This is a genomic window from Pseudoxanthomonas sp. JC1303, from assembly GCF_058448525.1.
In genome coordinates, this window is the sequence record NZ_CP185958.1 from 1033812 (window position 1) to 1049054 (window position 15243).

The window sequence follows — 15243 nt, forward strand, 5'->3', positions numbered from 1 at the left end:
ACCGCCGAGCCGCGCGAGAGCGGCTCAGCCCGCTTCATTGGCGGCGCGCAGCTCGAAGCCCAGGACTTGCGCTAGCGCGCGCATGCCATCGTCGTCGCGGCGCAGGGCCATCCAGCCGCCATAGCCGTCCGCGTCGGCGTTCCAGCACCACAGCGTGTAACCGTGCGGGCGCAGGCTGTCGTAGGCCCGGGACAGCAGCGCGGGCACGTCCAGGGTCTCCATGAAGTCCTCATCGTCGCGGTCACCGCCCCACTCGATCTGCAGGCCATAGCGCGCGGCCAGTTCGTCGAGCACCTCGAACGTGCCGTCCACATCGTCGGGCATGACGAAGAACCCCGAGGTCCAGTCGACGATATCGCGCAGCAGCCAGGGCAGCGACTCGGCCGACCCGGCGGCCATGCGCTCGCGCAGCAGGTCGAACTGGCGCAGCGCGGTGTCCTCATCGCCCGGGTTGATCAGCTGGAGCAGGTTCCAGGCCAGGGCTTCCGGGGCGTCGGCCTCGTCCGGATCGAATCCTTCGAAGTCATCTTCATAGTCGGCGGTGTTGTCAGGCAGGGACATGGGGAGGGACAGGCATCGGAGGTGCGACAAGGATCGCGCGTGCGCCGCTGCTTGCAAAGTGAGGGCGCGATCACCGCCGATGACCGCGCCCTCGGCGGATGCATCCTGGCGACGGCCCCTTTATCCTGTGCGCCCTCGTTTTCCAGCATGTGCGCACCCATGAGCGATACGCCTCCCGACCGCTTGGCCGTCGATCCCCGCAGCCGCTTTCACGATCAGTTCGCGCTGGACAGGGGCGTGGGCGTGCGTTTCAACGGCACCGAGCGCGACAACGTGGAGGAGTACAGCGTCTCGGAAGGCTGGATCCGCGTCCAGGTGGGCAAGTCCCTGGACCGCCGCGGCCAGCCGATGACGATGAAGATCAAGGGCACGGTGGAGCCGTACTTCAAGACCGAGGCACCCTGACACTCGCCGGCGGCGGCGCATCTCGCGCCGCCTTGAGGTTCATTTTGCGGTCTGGCCGCCCAGGTGCGTGCCGAGGAACGCGAGCAGGCGGCGGTAATACTCGCGCCGGTGGGCATCGGCGAAATAGCCGTGACCTTCGTCTTCGTAATACAGGGTCTCCACGGGCACGCCTGCGCGCTTGAGCGCCTTTTCCATGCGCTCGGTGTGCACCGGCGGTGCGCGCGTGTCCTTGCCGCCCGAGGCCAGGAACACCGGCACCTTGATGCGGTCGGCCAGGTTGACCGGGGAAACCTCGGCCAGCGCATCCTTGTCGCCGACCCAGTCCTTGAGCCAGTTGCGCGTCGAGGTGGCCTCGCGGTTGCCGTCGGTGACCATGCGCGGAAGATCGTAAACACCGACGTAGCCGGCCGCGCAGCGATACAGCGCCGGCTCGCGCGCCACGCCCATGAGCGCGGCATAGCCGCCGTAGCTGGCGCCATAGATGCAGACCTTGGCCGGATCGGCGATGCCTTGATCGATGGCCCAGTGGGTCGCATCGGTGAGATCGTCCTGCATGGCCTTCCCCCACTGGCCTGCACCGGCCTGCTGGAATGCGCGGCCGTAATGCCCCGAGCCACGATAATTCACGCGCAGGACGGCATAGCCGGCCGCGGCCAGCAGCTGACTGTCGTCGTCGAAGGACCAGCTGTCGTAGATGCCGAACGGCCCGCCATGCGGATTGATCACCAGCGGCAGGCCCTTTCCGCTGCTGCCGGCCGGCACGGTCAGGTAGCCGTGCACCTCCAGCCCGTCGCGGGCCTTGAAGCTGATCTCCCGCGTCGGTGGCACCTTGCGTGGGTCGAACCAGGTGCGCAGGCTGTAGATACCATCGGCATGGTGGCTGACGGTGTCATAGAGGTAGAAGTCACCGTTGTTGGTGTCGCTCCACGTCTGCACGACGGCAAGCCGACCGTCCCGCGTTACCGAAGTCACGGCCACAGCCTCAGGCGCGAATGCCTGCTCAAGCGAGCGCTGAAAAACCGCTGCAGGTTCGCTCGGGGAAAAATAACGGCTGACAGCCTTCGCTTGGTCGAAGCGCGCGCCGATCGGGCGACGCGCATCTGGTGTCCAGATCACGCTGGAGGGATCGGCCACGGCATCGCGCAGCAGCTCTTTTTGCGACCCGGTATCTGCGTTCCAGGACACGATGCTGTCCGGACCATCGGCGTGCTCGGTCCGCAGGTAGGCAGTGCGCCCGTCTTCTGCGAACCCGATCGCACTGACCACGACGTGGCTCTGCGCCTCGTCATTGATGAGGCGCCAATCCTGGCCCCTGGCCTCACGGTAGTAGAGCTTGTTGACGTTGTCGCGACCGGCCCCTTCGGCAAAGCGCACCTCCCCCTGAAAGTCGGCGGTGAAGTTCGCATTGCGCACCGGCGCGGTGGCGATCGTGGTCCGCTGCAGGTTGTAGACATCCAACCTCTCCACGCGCGTCACCGGATCGGTCTGATCCACAGGCGAGGAGGCGACCAGCACCTTGCGATCGTCTCCAGGCAAGGTGTCGAACATGAAGACTGCGTTGGTGTATTCGGTGCTGAAGTGCACGGGTGCCGCATGCGCGTCGATGCCGAATGGACTGGCCAGCAGCATCGCGCGCTTTCCGTCGACATCAATGGCATGAAGCTCGCCCGTCGCATAAGGCTCTGCGCGACTGCCATACTGACGGTCCATCGCCACCACCACGCGCGCATCGTTGACCCACCAGAAGCCGCCGACCCGGGAATTGGCCCCGGCAGCGACCTTGGCCATGGGCTGGTGGTCACTGCGGCGGATAACGAGCAGCACGGTCCGATCCTCCAGCGGCATGGTGACCGCGTAGAACTCGCCGGTGGGCGAAATCTTGATCTGCTCGTAGCGGTCGCGCCTGAGAAAGGCATCCACGTCCACCTGGGCCAGCGCCAGCGCCGGCCACATCGACAGACACGCCAACAGCGCGGCCACCAGCCGCATCCGTGTGTATTTCATTCCTGATCCCCTGCGCCCGTCGCGGGCGCGGCGAAACTAGCAGGGCCGCCCGACCGCTGGCAACATGCGCTGCAACACGCCGCGCGGGCTCAGCGCTGGCGGGTTTCCAGCAGGTCCAGGTTGCGCACCAGCTTGCGCGAGACCTCGTCGGAGATCTTGCGCTGGCGGGCCAGGCGGAACAGTTCGGCACGCTCGGCGCGCAGACCGGCCTGACGCATCTGGCGCTCGACCTGCTCGATGCGCCGCGCCTGTTCGGGGGCGATGTCCGCCTCGCCGCCAAGACGGTCCACATGGCGCTGGTAGAGCTGGCTGACCCGCTCGGCGCAGGCCGCATACAGCTCTCCATCCTCGACCAGGTCCGAGGTGGCCGCCAGCCGCTGGCGCTCGCCTTCCACCGCCACCAACGCCGCGCGTGCGGCCGCCTTGCGCGCCAGATCCTCCTCATGCTGCAGGTCGGACTCCTCCGGCACGTGCAGGTCCTTGAGCAGGCGCGGCAGGGCCAGTGCGGCGACCAGCAGCGAGACCATGATCACGGCCGCGGCCAGGAAGATCGCCAGATCGCGGGAGGGGAACGGGGTCCCGTCGGACAGGGCCAGCGGCAGGGTCAGCACGCCGGCCAGGGTGATCGCGCCACGCACGCCGGCCAGTGAGGTGGCCACGATGATCCGCCAGTTGGGGCTGACTCGCGTCTCGCCCCGCACCTTGGCCTTGAGCAGGCTCCAGCGCAGCGACAGCCACACCCAGACAAAGCGCAGCAACATCAGGCCCAGGCTGATGGCCACCACGTAGACCGCCAGCCACCAGGGGTCGCGATGCCCGGTCTCGTGCACGCTGCGCATGGCGTTGCTCAGGATGCCGGGCAGCTGCTCGCCCAGCAGGGTGAACACGATGCCGTTGAGGGTGAACTGGACCATGTCCCACACCGCCGTGCGCTGGATGCGCACGCTGGCCGCCGCGCGGCCGGACAGCTCCACGTAACTCATGGTGATGCCGGCGGCCACCGCGGCCAGGATGCCCGAGGCGTGCAGCACTTCGGCCATGACATAGGCGGCGAATGGGATCAGCAGGCTGACCAGGATCGACGAGCCGCCCTCTTCGCCGAAATGCCGGGCGATCCAGCGCTGCAGGATGTTGACCGCATAGGTCACGCCCACGCCGCAGGCCAGGCCCGCCAGCGCCACCCATATGAAGGTGACCGAGGCGCCGGCCAGGGAGAAGGTCCCGGTCAGCGCGGCGGCCACGGCGAACTGGAAGCACACCAGGCCCGACGCGTCGTTGAGCAGGGATTCGCCTTCCAGGATGTGCATCAGGCGCTTGGGGATCGGCGCGCGCGCGGCGATCGAGGACACGGCCACCGGATCGGTCGGCGAGATGATCGCCGCCAGGGCGAAGGCCACCGGCAGCGGCATGGCCGGGATCATCAGGTGGATCAGGAAGCCCGCCCCGAGCACGGTGAACACCACCAGCCCCAGGGCCAGCTCTAGGATCGCGCCCTTGTCGCGGAACAATCCCTGCTTGGGAATGCGCCAGCCGTCCAGGAACAGCAGCGGCGGCAGGAACAGCAGGAAGAACAGCTCCGGATCCAGCTCCACCCCGCGGTTGAAGAAGGAGATCACCGCACCCAGCGCGATCTGCACCAGCGGAAGCGGCAGGGAGAAGGGCAAAACCCGGACCAGGAAGCCGCTGGCAGCCACCGCCAGCAGCATCGCCAGGACGATCTCGATCGAATGCATGTTGTTAAGCTAGCAGAGCCCTGTGTCGCCGCGGCGTCCGCCATTGCAGGATTTACCTCAGGTTTTGATCTTCCAGCCGGTCCGGAACATCGCCCAGATCGCCACCAGGCACACCACCAGGAAGCCCAGGATGGCCGCCAGGCTGATCCCGACCTCCACATCGGCCAGGCCGAAGAAGCTCCAGCGAAAGCCGCTGATCAGATACACGACCGGATTGAACAGGGTGATCTTCTGCCACACCGGCGGCAGCATGGACACCGAGTAGAACGCTCCGCCCAGGAAGGTCAACGGGGTGACCACCATCAGCGGGATCACCTGCAGCTTCTGGAAGTCGTCGGCCCACAGCCCGATGATGAAGCCGAACAGCGAGAAGGTCAGCGCGGTCAGCAGCAGGAAGGCCACCATCCACACCGGATGCTGGATCTCATAGGGCACGAAGATCCGCGCGGTCACCAGGATCAGCAGGCCCAGCATCAGCGACTTGGTCGCCGCCGCGCCCACGTAGCCCAGCACCACCTCCACGAAGGACACCGGCGCGGAGAGCAGTTCGTAGATCGTGCCGGACCACTTGGGCATGTAGATGCCAAAGGAGGCGTTTGAAATGCTCTCGTTGAGCAGCGAGAGCATGATCAGGCCGGGAATGATGAAGGCCCCGTAGGACACCCCTTCCACATCGCCCATGCGCGAGCCGATGGCCGCGCCGAACACCACGAAGTACAACGAGGTCGATAGCACCGGCGATGCGATCGACTGGGTGATGGTGCGGAAGGTGCGCGCCATCTCGAAGCGGTAGATCGCCGCCACCGCGTGCAGGTTCAGGCTCATGCGCGGGCCTCCCGGACCAGGTTGACGAAGATCTCCTCCAGCGAGGATTGGGACGAGTGCAGGTCCTTGAAATCGATGCCCTGCTCGCCCAGGCGCCGCAGCAGCGCGGCGATGCCGGTTTCCTCGGCCTGCACGTCGAAGGTGTAGACCAGCTGGGTGCCATCGGCCTGCAGTTCCAGCGGCAGGTCGGACAAGGCGGGCGGGATGGCGTGCAGCGGCTGCTGCAGAGTCAGGGCCAGCTGCTTCTTGCCCAGCTTGGCCATGAGCGTGGTCTTGTCCTCCACCAAGACCAGCTTGCCGCCGGTGATCACGCCGATGCGGTCAGCCATCTCCTCGGCTTCCTCGATGTAGTGGGTGGTCAGGACCACGGTGGTGCCGCGCTCACGCAGGCCGCGGACCAGGTTCCACATGTCGTGGCGCAGCTCCACGTCCACCCCGGCGGTGGGCTCGTCCAGGAACAGCACCTTGGGTTCGTGCGCCAGCGCCTTGGCGATCAGCACCCGGCGCTTCATGCCGCCGGACAGGGCCATGATCTTGGTGTCGCGCTTGTCCCACAGGGACAGGTCGCGCAGCACGCGCTCCAGCAGGGCCGGGTCGGCCGGCTTACCGAACAGCCCGCGCGAGAAGCGCACCGCCGCCCACACCGTCTCGAACGCCTCGGTCGACAGCTCCTGCGGGACCAGCCCGACCTGGCTGCGCGCGGCGCGGTACTGGCGCACGACATCGCAGCCCTCGATGGTCACCACGCCCTCGCCCGGGCGCACGATGCCACACAGGATGCTGATCAACGTGGTCTTACCCGCGCCGTTGGGCCCGAGCAGGGCAAAGATCTCGCCGCGCTGGATCTCCAGGTCGATGCCCTTCAACGCCTGGAAACCCGAATCGTAGGTCTTGGTCAGCCCCTGTACCGAGATGGCCGAGGTCATGGCAGCTCCTGTGTTGCGGATATGGAACGACGCGCCAGGCGCGCAGGTCGCGTAGCCTGAGGCCGCCGCCGTGATCAGGCAATGCAGGCCAGTGCGACGCAGTGTCCCCCCGCCCCGCGCAGAGCGGAACCACCCTGACCTGCCGTGCGGACGCTCAGGCCGTCCCGCCCGCCTGGCACGCCAGGGCGCGGGCCTGCATCTGTGCGGATTCGCGCGCGTTGCGGGTGAGCGCGGCAGCCTGCTCGAAACAGGCACGCGCCTCGTCCAGCCGGCCGAGCCGTTCCAGCAGATCGCCGCGAACCGCAGGCAGCGCGGCGTAGTCACGCAGGGACGCCTCTCCGGCCAGTGTATCGACCAGGGCCAGGCCAACCTGCGCCCCGGCCGCCCGCCCCAGCGCGACGGCCCGATTGAGTTGGACCACCGGCGATGGACTGACCTGGGCCAGCACCGCATACAGGGCCGCGATGCGCGTCCAATCCGTGTCCTCGCTGCGCAGCGCGCGTGCATGGCAGGCGGCGATGCCGGCCTGCAGCGTGTAAGCGCCCTGCGCGCCGCCCAGCTGCACGGCGCGCTCCAGCGCCTGCAGGCCCCGGCCAATCTGCAGCCGGTCCCAGCGCGCGCGCTGTTGCGCCTCCAGCAGGACCGGGGTGCCATCGGCCGCGGTCCGCGCGGCGGTGCGCGAAGCCTGCAGTTCCATCAGCGCCAGCAGGCTGAAGACCTCCGGCGCCTGCGGCATCAGCCCGGCCAGCACGCGGCCCAGGCGCAGGGCCTCGGTGCACAGCGCCGGCCGCATCCAGTCCTCGCCGGCGCTGGCCGAATACCCTTCGTTGAAGACCAGGTAGATCACCTCCAGCACCGCGTCCAGCCGCTCGGGCAGGTCACCGCGCCGCGGCGGGTCGTAGCTGACCTGCTGCTGGGCCAGGGTGCGCTTGGCACGCACGATCCGCTGGGCCACCGTGGCCTCGGGCTGCAGGAAGGCCCGGGAGATCTCCGCGGTGGTCAGGCCACCGAGCAGGCGCAGGGTCAAAGCGACCCGCGACTCGCGCGGCAAGACCGGGTGGCAGGCGATGAACATCAGCCGCAACAGGTCGTCGCCCACCGCGTCGTCCAGGCGGCCGTCGCTGTCAGGGCCGGGCACCGCCTGCCCTTCCAGTTCGTAGGCGATCTCCGTGTGCTTGCGCTGGTGCAGCTGGCGCTGGCGCAGGCGGTCGATGGCGCGGCGCTTGGCGGTGGCGGTGAGCCAGGCAGCCGGATTGTCGGGCAGGCCATCGCGCGGCCAGTGCTCCAGGGCAGCGACCAGCGCGTCCTGGGCCAGTTCCTCGGCCAGGTCGATGTCGCGCAGCATCCGGGTTAGCACGGCCAGTACCCGGGGGGCCTCCATGCGCCAGAGGGTCTCGATGGTGCGATGCACGTCGCTGCTCATGGGCGGCGATCAGACCACCGGCCCACGACCAGCGCAACCGCGCATCGGCAGCCCGGATCGCGCCAAGGCTCAGACCTGCGCCATCCATTGCCGCACAATGGCCTCGAAGTCCGCACGCTTGCGCTCGGCCTCCTCAACACTGGCGAAGCGCAGGATCGCACGTTCGGTCCCGCGCCAGTCCAATAGGCCGTGCGGATCATCGATCCGCACCTGGTCGTTCCGCGGGCGCGCGCCGCGATGCAGGATGACCTGGATCGCCGCGGGGTCGCGCAGATGCAGCGTGGCGAAGTGCTCGGACGTGTGGAAGCTCGGCGCGTTCCACTTGATCGCCTGACCCACTTGGGGCGACAGCGAGGTGAGGGTCGTGCGCAGCCCCTGGATGACCTCGTGCAACGGATGCCGGCACGCGGCCAGCCAGATCTCCACGCCGGCGCTGTCCGATACCGCGCGGACCATCACTGGCCCTCCAGTCCCAAACGTCGCTGCAGTTCCTCTGGCGGCGGATCGTCATGCATGAAGGAGCCATAGCCGCGCAGTCCACCGACCCGATAGTGCTGGAACACCACGCCGGTCTCGAAGCGCAGCGTGTCCAGCAATTCCAGGCCGGCCGGCACCGTGCCCGCGGCAAACAGCCTGCGGCCTTGTCCCAGCAGCACCGGGAACCACCACAGCCGCAGCTCGTCCACCAGCCCCGCGCGCAGCAGGGTCTGCGCCAGGTCCAGGCTGCCATGCACCTGCAGTTGGCGCCCGGGACCGTCCTTCAGCGCACGCACGGCCTCGATCACATCGCCCTCGATCCGCGTGGCGCCCGACCAGGCCTGCGACAGCGGCGCATGGCTGGCCACGTATCGGGGCACGCGGTTGAAGCGCGCGGCGATCGGATCGTCATCGCCCACGTGCGGCCAGTGCGCGGCGAAGATGTCGTAGGTGACCCGGCCCAGCAGCAGCGCGTCCAGGCATTCGATCCAGGCAGTCTGCACGTCCATCATGGCCTGGTCCCAATACGGCACCGACCAGCCGCCATGCACGAAGTCCCCACGCGGATCCTCATGCGGGCCGCCCGGCCCCTGTCCGACACCATCCAGGCTCAGGAAGGCCCCCAGGACCAGCTTCATCGGCGCGACCTCATCGCTGCACCAACGGCTTGAACCCGCCCCAGAACAGGCGCTTGCCATCGAACGGCATGTTGTGCGGGCCCCACGCATGCATCCGTGGGTCGTCCATCGCCAGCTTGTTGACCTTGTCGCGATGCGCGCGCGACTTGAAGACGATGTAGGAGAAGATCACGGTCTCACCTTCCTTGAGCTTGACCGCCTGCGGGAACGAGGTGGTCTTGCCCGGTTTGACGTCTTCGGCGATACATTCGACGTACTGCAGCGCGCCGTGTTCCATCCAGATCTTGCCGCCCATCCGCGCCATCTTGCGGTAGGCCGCCAGGTTGGCCAGGGGCAGCGGCAACACGTAGGCATCGATATAGGCCATGGGGTTGTCCTCTTCTTTGAAGGGTGGATTGAGCGCGCGGCTCAGTGCGGTGGCGGCCCTGACATGCACATCACTTCCCAGTGATGGCCATCCAGGTCGGTGAAGCTGCGCCCGTACATGAAGCCCAGGTCCTGCACCGGCTTGGGCTCGCCGCCTCCGGCAGCCAGCGCGCGCTCGGCCAGCGCGTCCACGCCCGCCTTGTCGTCGGCCGATAGGCACAGGATCGCCTCGGTCTGCTGCGCGGTGTCGCAGATCGCCTTTGGCGTGAAGGTGCTGAAGAATGGATGCACCAGCAGCATCACGTAGATGGTCTCGCTGATGACCACGCAGGCCGCATCGTCGTTGGTGAATTGCGGGTTGATGGTGTAGCCCAACGCCGTGTAGAAAGCCTTGGCCTTCGGCAGGTCGCGCACGGGCAGGTTGACGAACATCCGGGTCGGCATGGCGTACCCCTCAGGCCGGCTCGGCATCGACGTTGATCATCCAGGGCGTGCCGTAGCGATCGGTCAGCATGGCGAAGCGCTTGGACCAGAAGGTGGCGTTCATCGGCATCTGGATCTGCGCGCCTTCGGCCAGCGCCGCGTAGATCCGCTCGGCTTCCTCCACGCTGTCCGCATGCAGGGCCACGGTCATTCCATGCGGTGGTGCGTAGTCCTGGGGTGGACACGTATCGGAGGCCATCAAGCGCACATCGCCGGCCACCAGCGAGGCATGCATGACCGCCCCCTCCGGCATGCCCGGCATCCTGGCCTCGGGCGGCGCCTGATCGTAGGTGGACATGGCCACCACTTCGCCGCCCAGCGTACGCGCGTAGAACGTCATGGCCTCGCGGCAGTTGCCGTTGAAAAACAAGTACGGGATCACGTGCATCGCATTGCTCCTTGGGATTGAAATCTAGGACATGCCGCGGGTACGAGCGCGCAGCTGATGCTCGCGCGCCCGCAGTGTGGGGGTCATGGCGTCACCGAAGTCCGCCATCTCCAGGACCGGACGCAGCTCGACCTCCACGCCGCCATCGAACGGCGCGCGCTTGAGCCACTCGGTGGCTTCGTCCAGCGAGCGCACCTGCCACAGCCAGAAGCCGGCGACCAGCTCCGTTGTTTGGGCGAAGGGACCGTCGGTCACGGTGCGGGCCCTGCCGTCGAAGCGCACCCGGGCGCCGCGGCTGGAAGGATGCAGGCCTTCGCCCGCCAGCATGATCCCGGCCTGGACCAGGACCTCGTTGTAGGCACCCATGGCCGCCAGCAACGCGGTCGAAGGCAACACGCCCGCCTCGGAGGCAGCGCTGGCCTTGACGATCACCATCACCTTCATCGCATCACTCCCGCCCACGGCCAGGCGCTGCTGGCGTTTCTGACCTCCTAGACGAATCAGCGCGACGAAAATCGACAGCGGCCAGACAACTCCTAAGCGAGCGTTTCGGCGGTTACACCACGCAGTCGCACCCGGCGCGTTCCCGTGGGGCATGATGCGCCCCTGACGATGCCACAGCGAAGGACGCCGGACCATGCAGTTCCTGATCCTGATCCACATCGATGACGCCCTGCTCGACGCCCTGCCGCAGGGCGAGTTCGACAAACTGATGCGCGGCTGCTTCGAACATGCCGACCAGCTTCAGCGTGACGGTGTGCTGTTGGCCTCCCAGCAATTGGAAGCGGCCTCGACAGCGCGCGCGATCCGCGTGCGCGGTGGCAAGACCACCGTCACCGATGGCCCCTTCGCCGAGACCAAAGAGCTGCTGGCCGGCTTCAATCTGATCCAGGCAGCCGACATCGAGCAGGCTGAAGCGATCGCACGGACCTTTCCCTGGGCGGCGGTGGGCTGCATCGAAGTCCGTCCCGTGCGCGACATGGGCCAGGTCCGCGACCGCGTCGGCGCCGCGCCCGGCGCATTGGAACTGGCGCGCTGAAGCTCTGCCTGTTCAGCACGCACTGACGGATGCTTCACCCGTGCCGCTCCTAAAGTTTGGCTCCCCCGCCATCGCGATGCGCCGCTCTCATGAATGTAGTCCAGCAGGTCCAGCACGCCACCGGCCCACGTGCCGTGGTGGTCGACATCAATCATGAATTGCGCTGGTGGCGCGACCATTATCTGCAGTATCCCGTTGGTCGGACGACCTACGCGCAGGCGGAGCCGACGCTGAAGTTCGCCTACGACAACTACCTGCTGCATCCGCACCAGTCGCTGGACGCGATCTGGCCCGACGTGCATCGGCGCTACGAGCAGCTGCTGCCCTACGAGCAGTTGCCCTGGCACCGCGCCGAGCGAATCATCGGCGAGGTCTGGCAGCGCATCACGAGCGACTGAGGCCAGCAGCAACGTCCAGCGCTTCGCCCTGCCGCGCCATCCACATTTGCAGGAGCCGCAGATCATCGACCAACGTCCTGCGCGCCTGTGCCAGCGCGTCCGGGTCGCGCTGGCGCAGCACCCAGGCCGGATGCACGGTGGGCAACACGCATGCGCCTGATTCCAGCCGATGCCACCGCCCGCGCGAGGCCATCAACTTCAATCCGCTGCCCATCACGGCCTGTGCCGCCGTCGCCCCCAGGCACACCACGACGGCCGGATCGATTCGCGAGAGTTCTTCCACCAGCCATGGCCGGCACGCGGCCACCTGGCTGCTGGACGGGTTGCGATGCAGGCGCCGCTTGCCACGCTGTTCGAAGCGAAAATGCTTGACCGCGTTGGTCAGGTAGAGCGCCTGGCGGTCGATCCCCAACTCGGACAGGATCTGGTCCAGCAGGCGGCCGGCCGGGCCGACGAAGGGACGGCCGCTGAGATCCTCCTCGTCACCGGGCTGTTCGCCAACCAACACCACCTGCGCGTCGACGGGCCCCTCGCCAAACACCGTGCGTGTGGCGGGCTGCCACAGTTCGCATCGACGACAGGCGGCGGCCGCGTCGCGTACCACTTCCAGTGAGTCCTCCGCGCGCAGCGTCGGCTGGGGCGCTGCGTCTGGGATGCGGCGCCGGGGCGCTTCGGGCGCACGCTCGGCCATCTCGCGCACGCGCACGCCGGCCTGCTGAATCAGGTCTGGCAGCAATTGGGCCTCAGGCAGGTGCTTCCAGTACTTTTGCGGCATCTCCGAGCGCATCATCGTCGTGTTGAGCCGCGCCGGGTTGAAGATGTTGGCGTAGTAGGTCTTCCACAACGCCTCGCGCGCATCGTCGGCCGGCGCATCGGCGCGGGTCCCACCGGGTCCGAAGGCCAGCCCCGCGCCGTCCCAGGCCACGCTGCGGTACGGAGTAAGGATCGCCCACCGCATCCCGGCAAAGCGCCTGGCAAAGAACGGCGCGACCCGGTCGAGGATCTGGTGCTCCGGCTCGAACCAGGCCACGAAGGCCTCATCCTCCCCGGGCACCTCGCGAAAGCGCACGAACGCCTTCATCTTGTGGGTGTCGCGCCCGACCGCCTTGGCCAGCACCTGCGCACGGCGGACATCCGGATCGGTCGCATGGGCCAGCAGGTCGCGCCCTTCCATTTCCATCCGCCACAGCAACCGATAGAGCAGCGCGAAGCGCTGCGGGTCGCGATGGCACAACACCGCCGCCGCCACGGACAAAAAATCCGACGACACCCGCAGACCATCGCGCCGCCCCGGCAGCGCTGCAACATCCTGCCCGGCAAGCAAGCCTCCCTGCGCATCCCCATTCCACTCGATCGCCTCCGGCGGCGCCTGCGCACACCACGCCGCCCGCGCCGCAACCCGCCACGCCTCCAGATCCCACGGTGGATCGACCCGCGCGGTGTACATCAGCCAGCCAGGGTCCGGAGACGAACACAAGAAATGCCGTTGCCGTTGCCATTGCCATTGCCATTGCCATTGCCGTGATTCTGCTTTGGGGCTGTTGATCTTAGGAGCCGTAAAGCGAGCCGAGCACCGCAGCCGGACATGGTCGCAGAGGCGCCCTTGTCTGAGCGAAGCGAGTTTGGGCGCCGTGCCATGTCCGGCGAGGAGCACAGGGCACCGATGCAACGCATCGGCGAGTGTCCGGCGGCAACGGTTTTGCTTCCTTTTGCCAAGACAAAAGGAAGTCGCGCCGCACGGCGCGAAAGCCCTTGCTTCTTCTGGATCGAGCCAGAACAACCACAACCAGCGAGCGTGCTCAAAACAACCCCATCTGCCGCGGCTTGGGCGCCAACGCCGCCCGCAGCTTCAACGGATCATCCAACGCAGCGCGCGGATGATGATCGAGCACCTGCACGAACGGCAGCAGCTTCTTCATCGGCAGCCGCAACCGCGTCAGATCCTCCACCCGCAAGCGCCGGAACCGGCGTGAGGCGATGATCCGCTCGACATTGCGCGTCCCCAGCCCCGGCACGCGCAACAACAGCTCGCGTGGCGCGTGATTGACATCCACGGGAAATCGTTCGGGATGGCGCAGCGCCCAGGCCAGCTTGGGATCGATCTCCAGATCCAGCATGCCACTGGCCTGCGTCGGTGCGATCTCCTCCACGGAAAAATCATAGAAGCGCAGCAGCCAGTCGGCCTGGTAAAGGCGATGCTCGCGCTGCAGCGGCGGCGGCTGCAGCGGCAGCTTGCTGGAGGCATCGGGAATCGGACTGAAGGCCGAGTAGTACACGCGCCGCAGCCGGTAGTTGCCGTAGAGGTTGGTGCTGGTGTGCAGGATGCTGCGGTCATCGGCGCCATCGGCGCCGACGATCATCTGCGTGCTCTGCCCGGCCGGCGCGAAGCGCGGCGGCTTGGCGCGGAGCTTCTTCTGCTCGCGCCGTTGCTCGACGTTCTCCTCGATCCGCCAGCGCAGTTCGCCCATCGCCGCGCGGATGCCGCCCGGCTTCTTCTCCGGGGCCAGGCGGGCCAGGCCGGCCTCGGTCGGCAATTCGACATTGATGCTCAGGCGGTCGGCGTAGCGGCCGGCCGCGGCCAGCAGCTCGGGCGCGGCATCGGGAATGGTTTTGAGGTGGATGTAGCCGGCAAACTTGTGGTCCTGGCGCAGGCTGCGCGCCACTTCCACCAGCTGCTCCATCGTGTAGTCGCTGTCGCGGATGATGCCGCTGGAGAGGAATAGGCCTTCGATGTAATTGCGCTTGTAGAAGTCCAGGGTCAGCTGGACCACTTCGGCCGGGGTGAACCGCGCGCGTCGCACGTTGCTGGTCACCCGGTTGACGCAGTACGCGCAGTCGAACACGCAGAAGTTGGTCAGCAGGATCTTCAGCAGCGACACGCAGCGCCCATCGGGCGTGTACGAATGACAGATGCCCATGCCCTCGGTGCTGCCGATGCCACCGCTGCCGAGCGAGTGCCGCTTGTCCGCGCCGGAAGACGCGCAGGAGGCATCGTATTTGGCCGCGTCGGCGAGGATGGCGAGCTTGTCTTTGACCTGCATGATGCTCACAGCATCGCCGAGCGCTGTCTCAATCCGTGAGACGCCGGGATGCATGCCGATGAACCCGGGATGCGCGATCATCGCGCGCTCAGCGCCGCGCGGTCATGCTTTGCCCGGTTTCCCCCAAGACGCTGATGCCATGTCCCAGACGCCCGCCGCGCCCGTCGATGCCCTTCACCAGCAATGCGTGGCCGGCGTGCAGGCACTCGAGGCCGGTCTGGGGCGTCCATTCGACGACGCCAGCGCGCGGCTGGCCGCGGCGCTGGCGGTACTGGCGCACGAGCAGGGGCTGAGCCAAGTCGATCATGTGCTGCTGTCCCAGCGCAATGGGCAGGTCGCCGAGGGCGAGTACGCCTTCGTCGTCCAGGGCGCACTGGGGGATCCTGCACAACTGCGCGCCCATATGCGGACCAGCGATGCGCTCGCGTTGCCACTGGACCGTGCATTGGCGCGCCTGGACGCCCTGCAGCAGGCGCATGCGCTGGCCGGGCACCAGATTCCCTTGCCCGACGATCCGACACCGCGGCGCTGATGTC

General features: G+C 67.4%; 18 protein-coding genes. 4 read left to right on the forward strand and 14 right to left on the reverse strand.

Features of this window, described 5'->3' with window-relative positions; translation table 11 throughout:
- Window positions 1-24: 24 nt before the first annotated feature.
- Window positions 25-555: a DUF6630 family protein gene (locus ACORQU_RS04655; protein WP_491644955.1), complete on the reverse strand. Its 531-nt coding sequence runs from the start codon at window positions 553-555 to the stop codon at window positions 25-27.
- A gap of 165 nt (window positions 556-720) precedes the next feature.
- Between ACORQU_RS04655 and ACORQU_RS04660 the strand changes: the two genes are divergently transcribed.
- Entirely contained in the window at window positions 721-966 is a 246-nt protein-coding gene (locus tag ACORQU_RS04660) for a DUF3297 family protein (RefSeq protein WP_491643693.1), read from the forward strand.
- 39 nt (window positions 967-1005) lie between these two features.
- Here the strand turns inward: ACORQU_RS04660 and ACORQU_RS04665 are convergent, their stop codons facing one another.
- The 11 genes from ACORQU_RS04665 to ACORQU_RS04715 form a co-directional block, all read right to left on the reverse strand.
- Entirely contained in the window at window positions 1006-2970 is a 1965-nt protein-coding gene (locus tag ACORQU_RS04665) for an alpha/beta hydrolase family protein (protein ID WP_491643694.1), read from the reverse strand.
- 89 nt (window positions 2971-3059) lie between these two features.
- Window positions 3060-4703: a Na+/H+ antiporter gene (locus ACORQU_RS04670; protein WP_491643695.1), complete on the reverse strand. Its 1644-nt coding sequence runs from the start codon at window positions 4701-4703 to the stop codon at window positions 3060-3062.
- A gap of 57 nt (window positions 4704-4760) precedes the next feature.
- Window positions 4761-5522, reverse strand: coding sequence for an ABC transporter permease (locus tag ACORQU_RS04675; protein WP_271648599.1), 762 nt, complete (start codon window positions 5520-5522; stop codon window positions 4761-4763).
- 2 nt (window positions 5523-5524) lie between these two features.
- Window positions 5525-6454: an ABC transporter ATP-binding protein gene (locus ACORQU_RS04680; RefSeq protein ID WP_271644504.1), complete on the reverse strand. Its 930-nt coding sequence runs from the start codon at window positions 6452-6454 to the stop codon at window positions 5525-5527.
- A 154-nt stretch (window positions 6455-6608) separates the two neighbouring features.
- Window positions 6609-7877 (reverse strand): RNA polymerase sigma factor, encoded by a 1269-nt coding sequence (locus ACORQU_RS04685; RefSeq protein WP_491643696.1) that lies wholly within the window; start codon window positions 7875-7877, stop codon window positions 6609-6611.
- Between the two features lie 69 nt (window positions 7878-7946).
- Window positions 7947-8333 carry a DUF1801 domain-containing protein gene (locus tag ACORQU_RS04690; RefSeq protein ID WP_491643697.1) on the reverse strand — a complete coding sequence of 129 codons (387 nt, stop codon included), beginning with the start codon at window positions 8331-8333 and terminating at the stop codon, window positions 7947-7949.
- Complete coding sequence (locus tag ACORQU_RS04695) at window positions 8333-8992, reverse strand: dihydrofolate reductase family protein (protein WP_491643698.1); 660 nt, start codon at window positions 8990-8992, stop codon at window positions 8333-8335. Before ACORQU_RS04695 ends, ACORQU_RS04690 begins: the two co-directional genes overlap by 1 nt.
- Before the next feature lie 10 nt (window positions 8993-9002).
- Window positions 9003-9359: a DUF1428 domain-containing protein gene (locus ACORQU_RS04700; RefSeq protein ID WP_271644499.1), complete on the reverse strand. Its 357-nt coding sequence runs from the start codon at window positions 9357-9359 to the stop codon at window positions 9003-9005.
- Window positions 9360-9400: 41 nt separating this feature from the next.
- Entirely contained in the window at window positions 9401-9802 is a 402-nt protein-coding gene (locus tag ACORQU_RS04705; RefSeq protein ID WP_491643699.1) for a VOC family protein, read from the reverse strand.
- Between the two features lie 10 nt (window positions 9803-9812).
- Window positions 9813-10229: a VOC family protein gene (locus tag ACORQU_RS04710; RefSeq protein ID WP_491643700.1), complete on the reverse strand. Its 417-nt coding sequence runs from the start codon at window positions 10227-10229 to the stop codon at window positions 9813-9815.
- Window positions 10230-10253: 24 nt separating this feature from the next.
- Window positions 10254-10673, reverse strand: coding sequence for a YciI family protein (locus tag ACORQU_RS04715; RefSeq protein ID WP_491643701.1), 420 nt, complete (start codon window positions 10671-10673; stop codon window positions 10254-10256).
- A 193-nt stretch (window positions 10674-10866) separates the two neighbouring features.
- Between ACORQU_RS04715 and ACORQU_RS04720 the strand changes: the two genes are divergently transcribed.
- Window positions 10867-11268 (forward strand): YciI family protein, encoded by a 402-nt coding sequence (locus ACORQU_RS04720; RefSeq protein WP_271644496.1) that lies wholly within the window; start codon window positions 10867-10869, stop codon window positions 11266-11268.
- An 89-nt stretch (window positions 11269-11357) separates the two neighbouring features.
- On the forward strand, window positions 11358-11666 hold the full coding sequence (locus tag ACORQU_RS04725) for a hypothetical protein (protein WP_271644494.1): 309 nt from the start codon (window positions 11358-11360) through the stop codon (window positions 11664-11666).
- On the opposite strand, the gene ACORQU_RS04730 is transcribed toward ACORQU_RS04725, so the two are convergent.
- Together ACORQU_RS04730 and ACORQU_RS04735 are read right to left on the reverse strand one after the other, a co-directional pair.
- The gene (locus tag ACORQU_RS04730) at window positions 11653-13113 is read right to left on the reverse strand and encodes a UdgX family uracil-DNA binding protein (RefSeq protein ID WP_491644957.1); all 1461 of its coding nucleotides are present in this window, start codon (window positions 13111-13113) and stop codon (window positions 11653-11655) included. The genes ACORQU_RS04725 and ACORQU_RS04730 overlap by 14 nt on opposite strands.
- Before the next feature lie 352 nt (window positions 13114-13465).
- Window positions 13466-14707 (reverse strand): putative DNA modification/repair radical SAM protein, encoded by a 1242-nt coding sequence (locus ACORQU_RS04735; RefSeq protein ID WP_491643702.1) that lies wholly within the window; start codon window positions 14705-14707, stop codon window positions 13466-13468.
- 139 nt (window positions 14708-14846) lie between these two features.
- On the opposite strand from ACORQU_RS04735, the gene ACORQU_RS04740 reads away from it, so the two are divergent.
- Entirely contained in the window at window positions 14847-15239 is a 393-nt protein-coding gene (locus ACORQU_RS04740) for an XVIPCD domain-containing protein (protein ID WP_491643703.1), read from the forward strand.
- The last annotated feature ends 4 nt before the right edge of the window (window positions 15240-15243 follow it).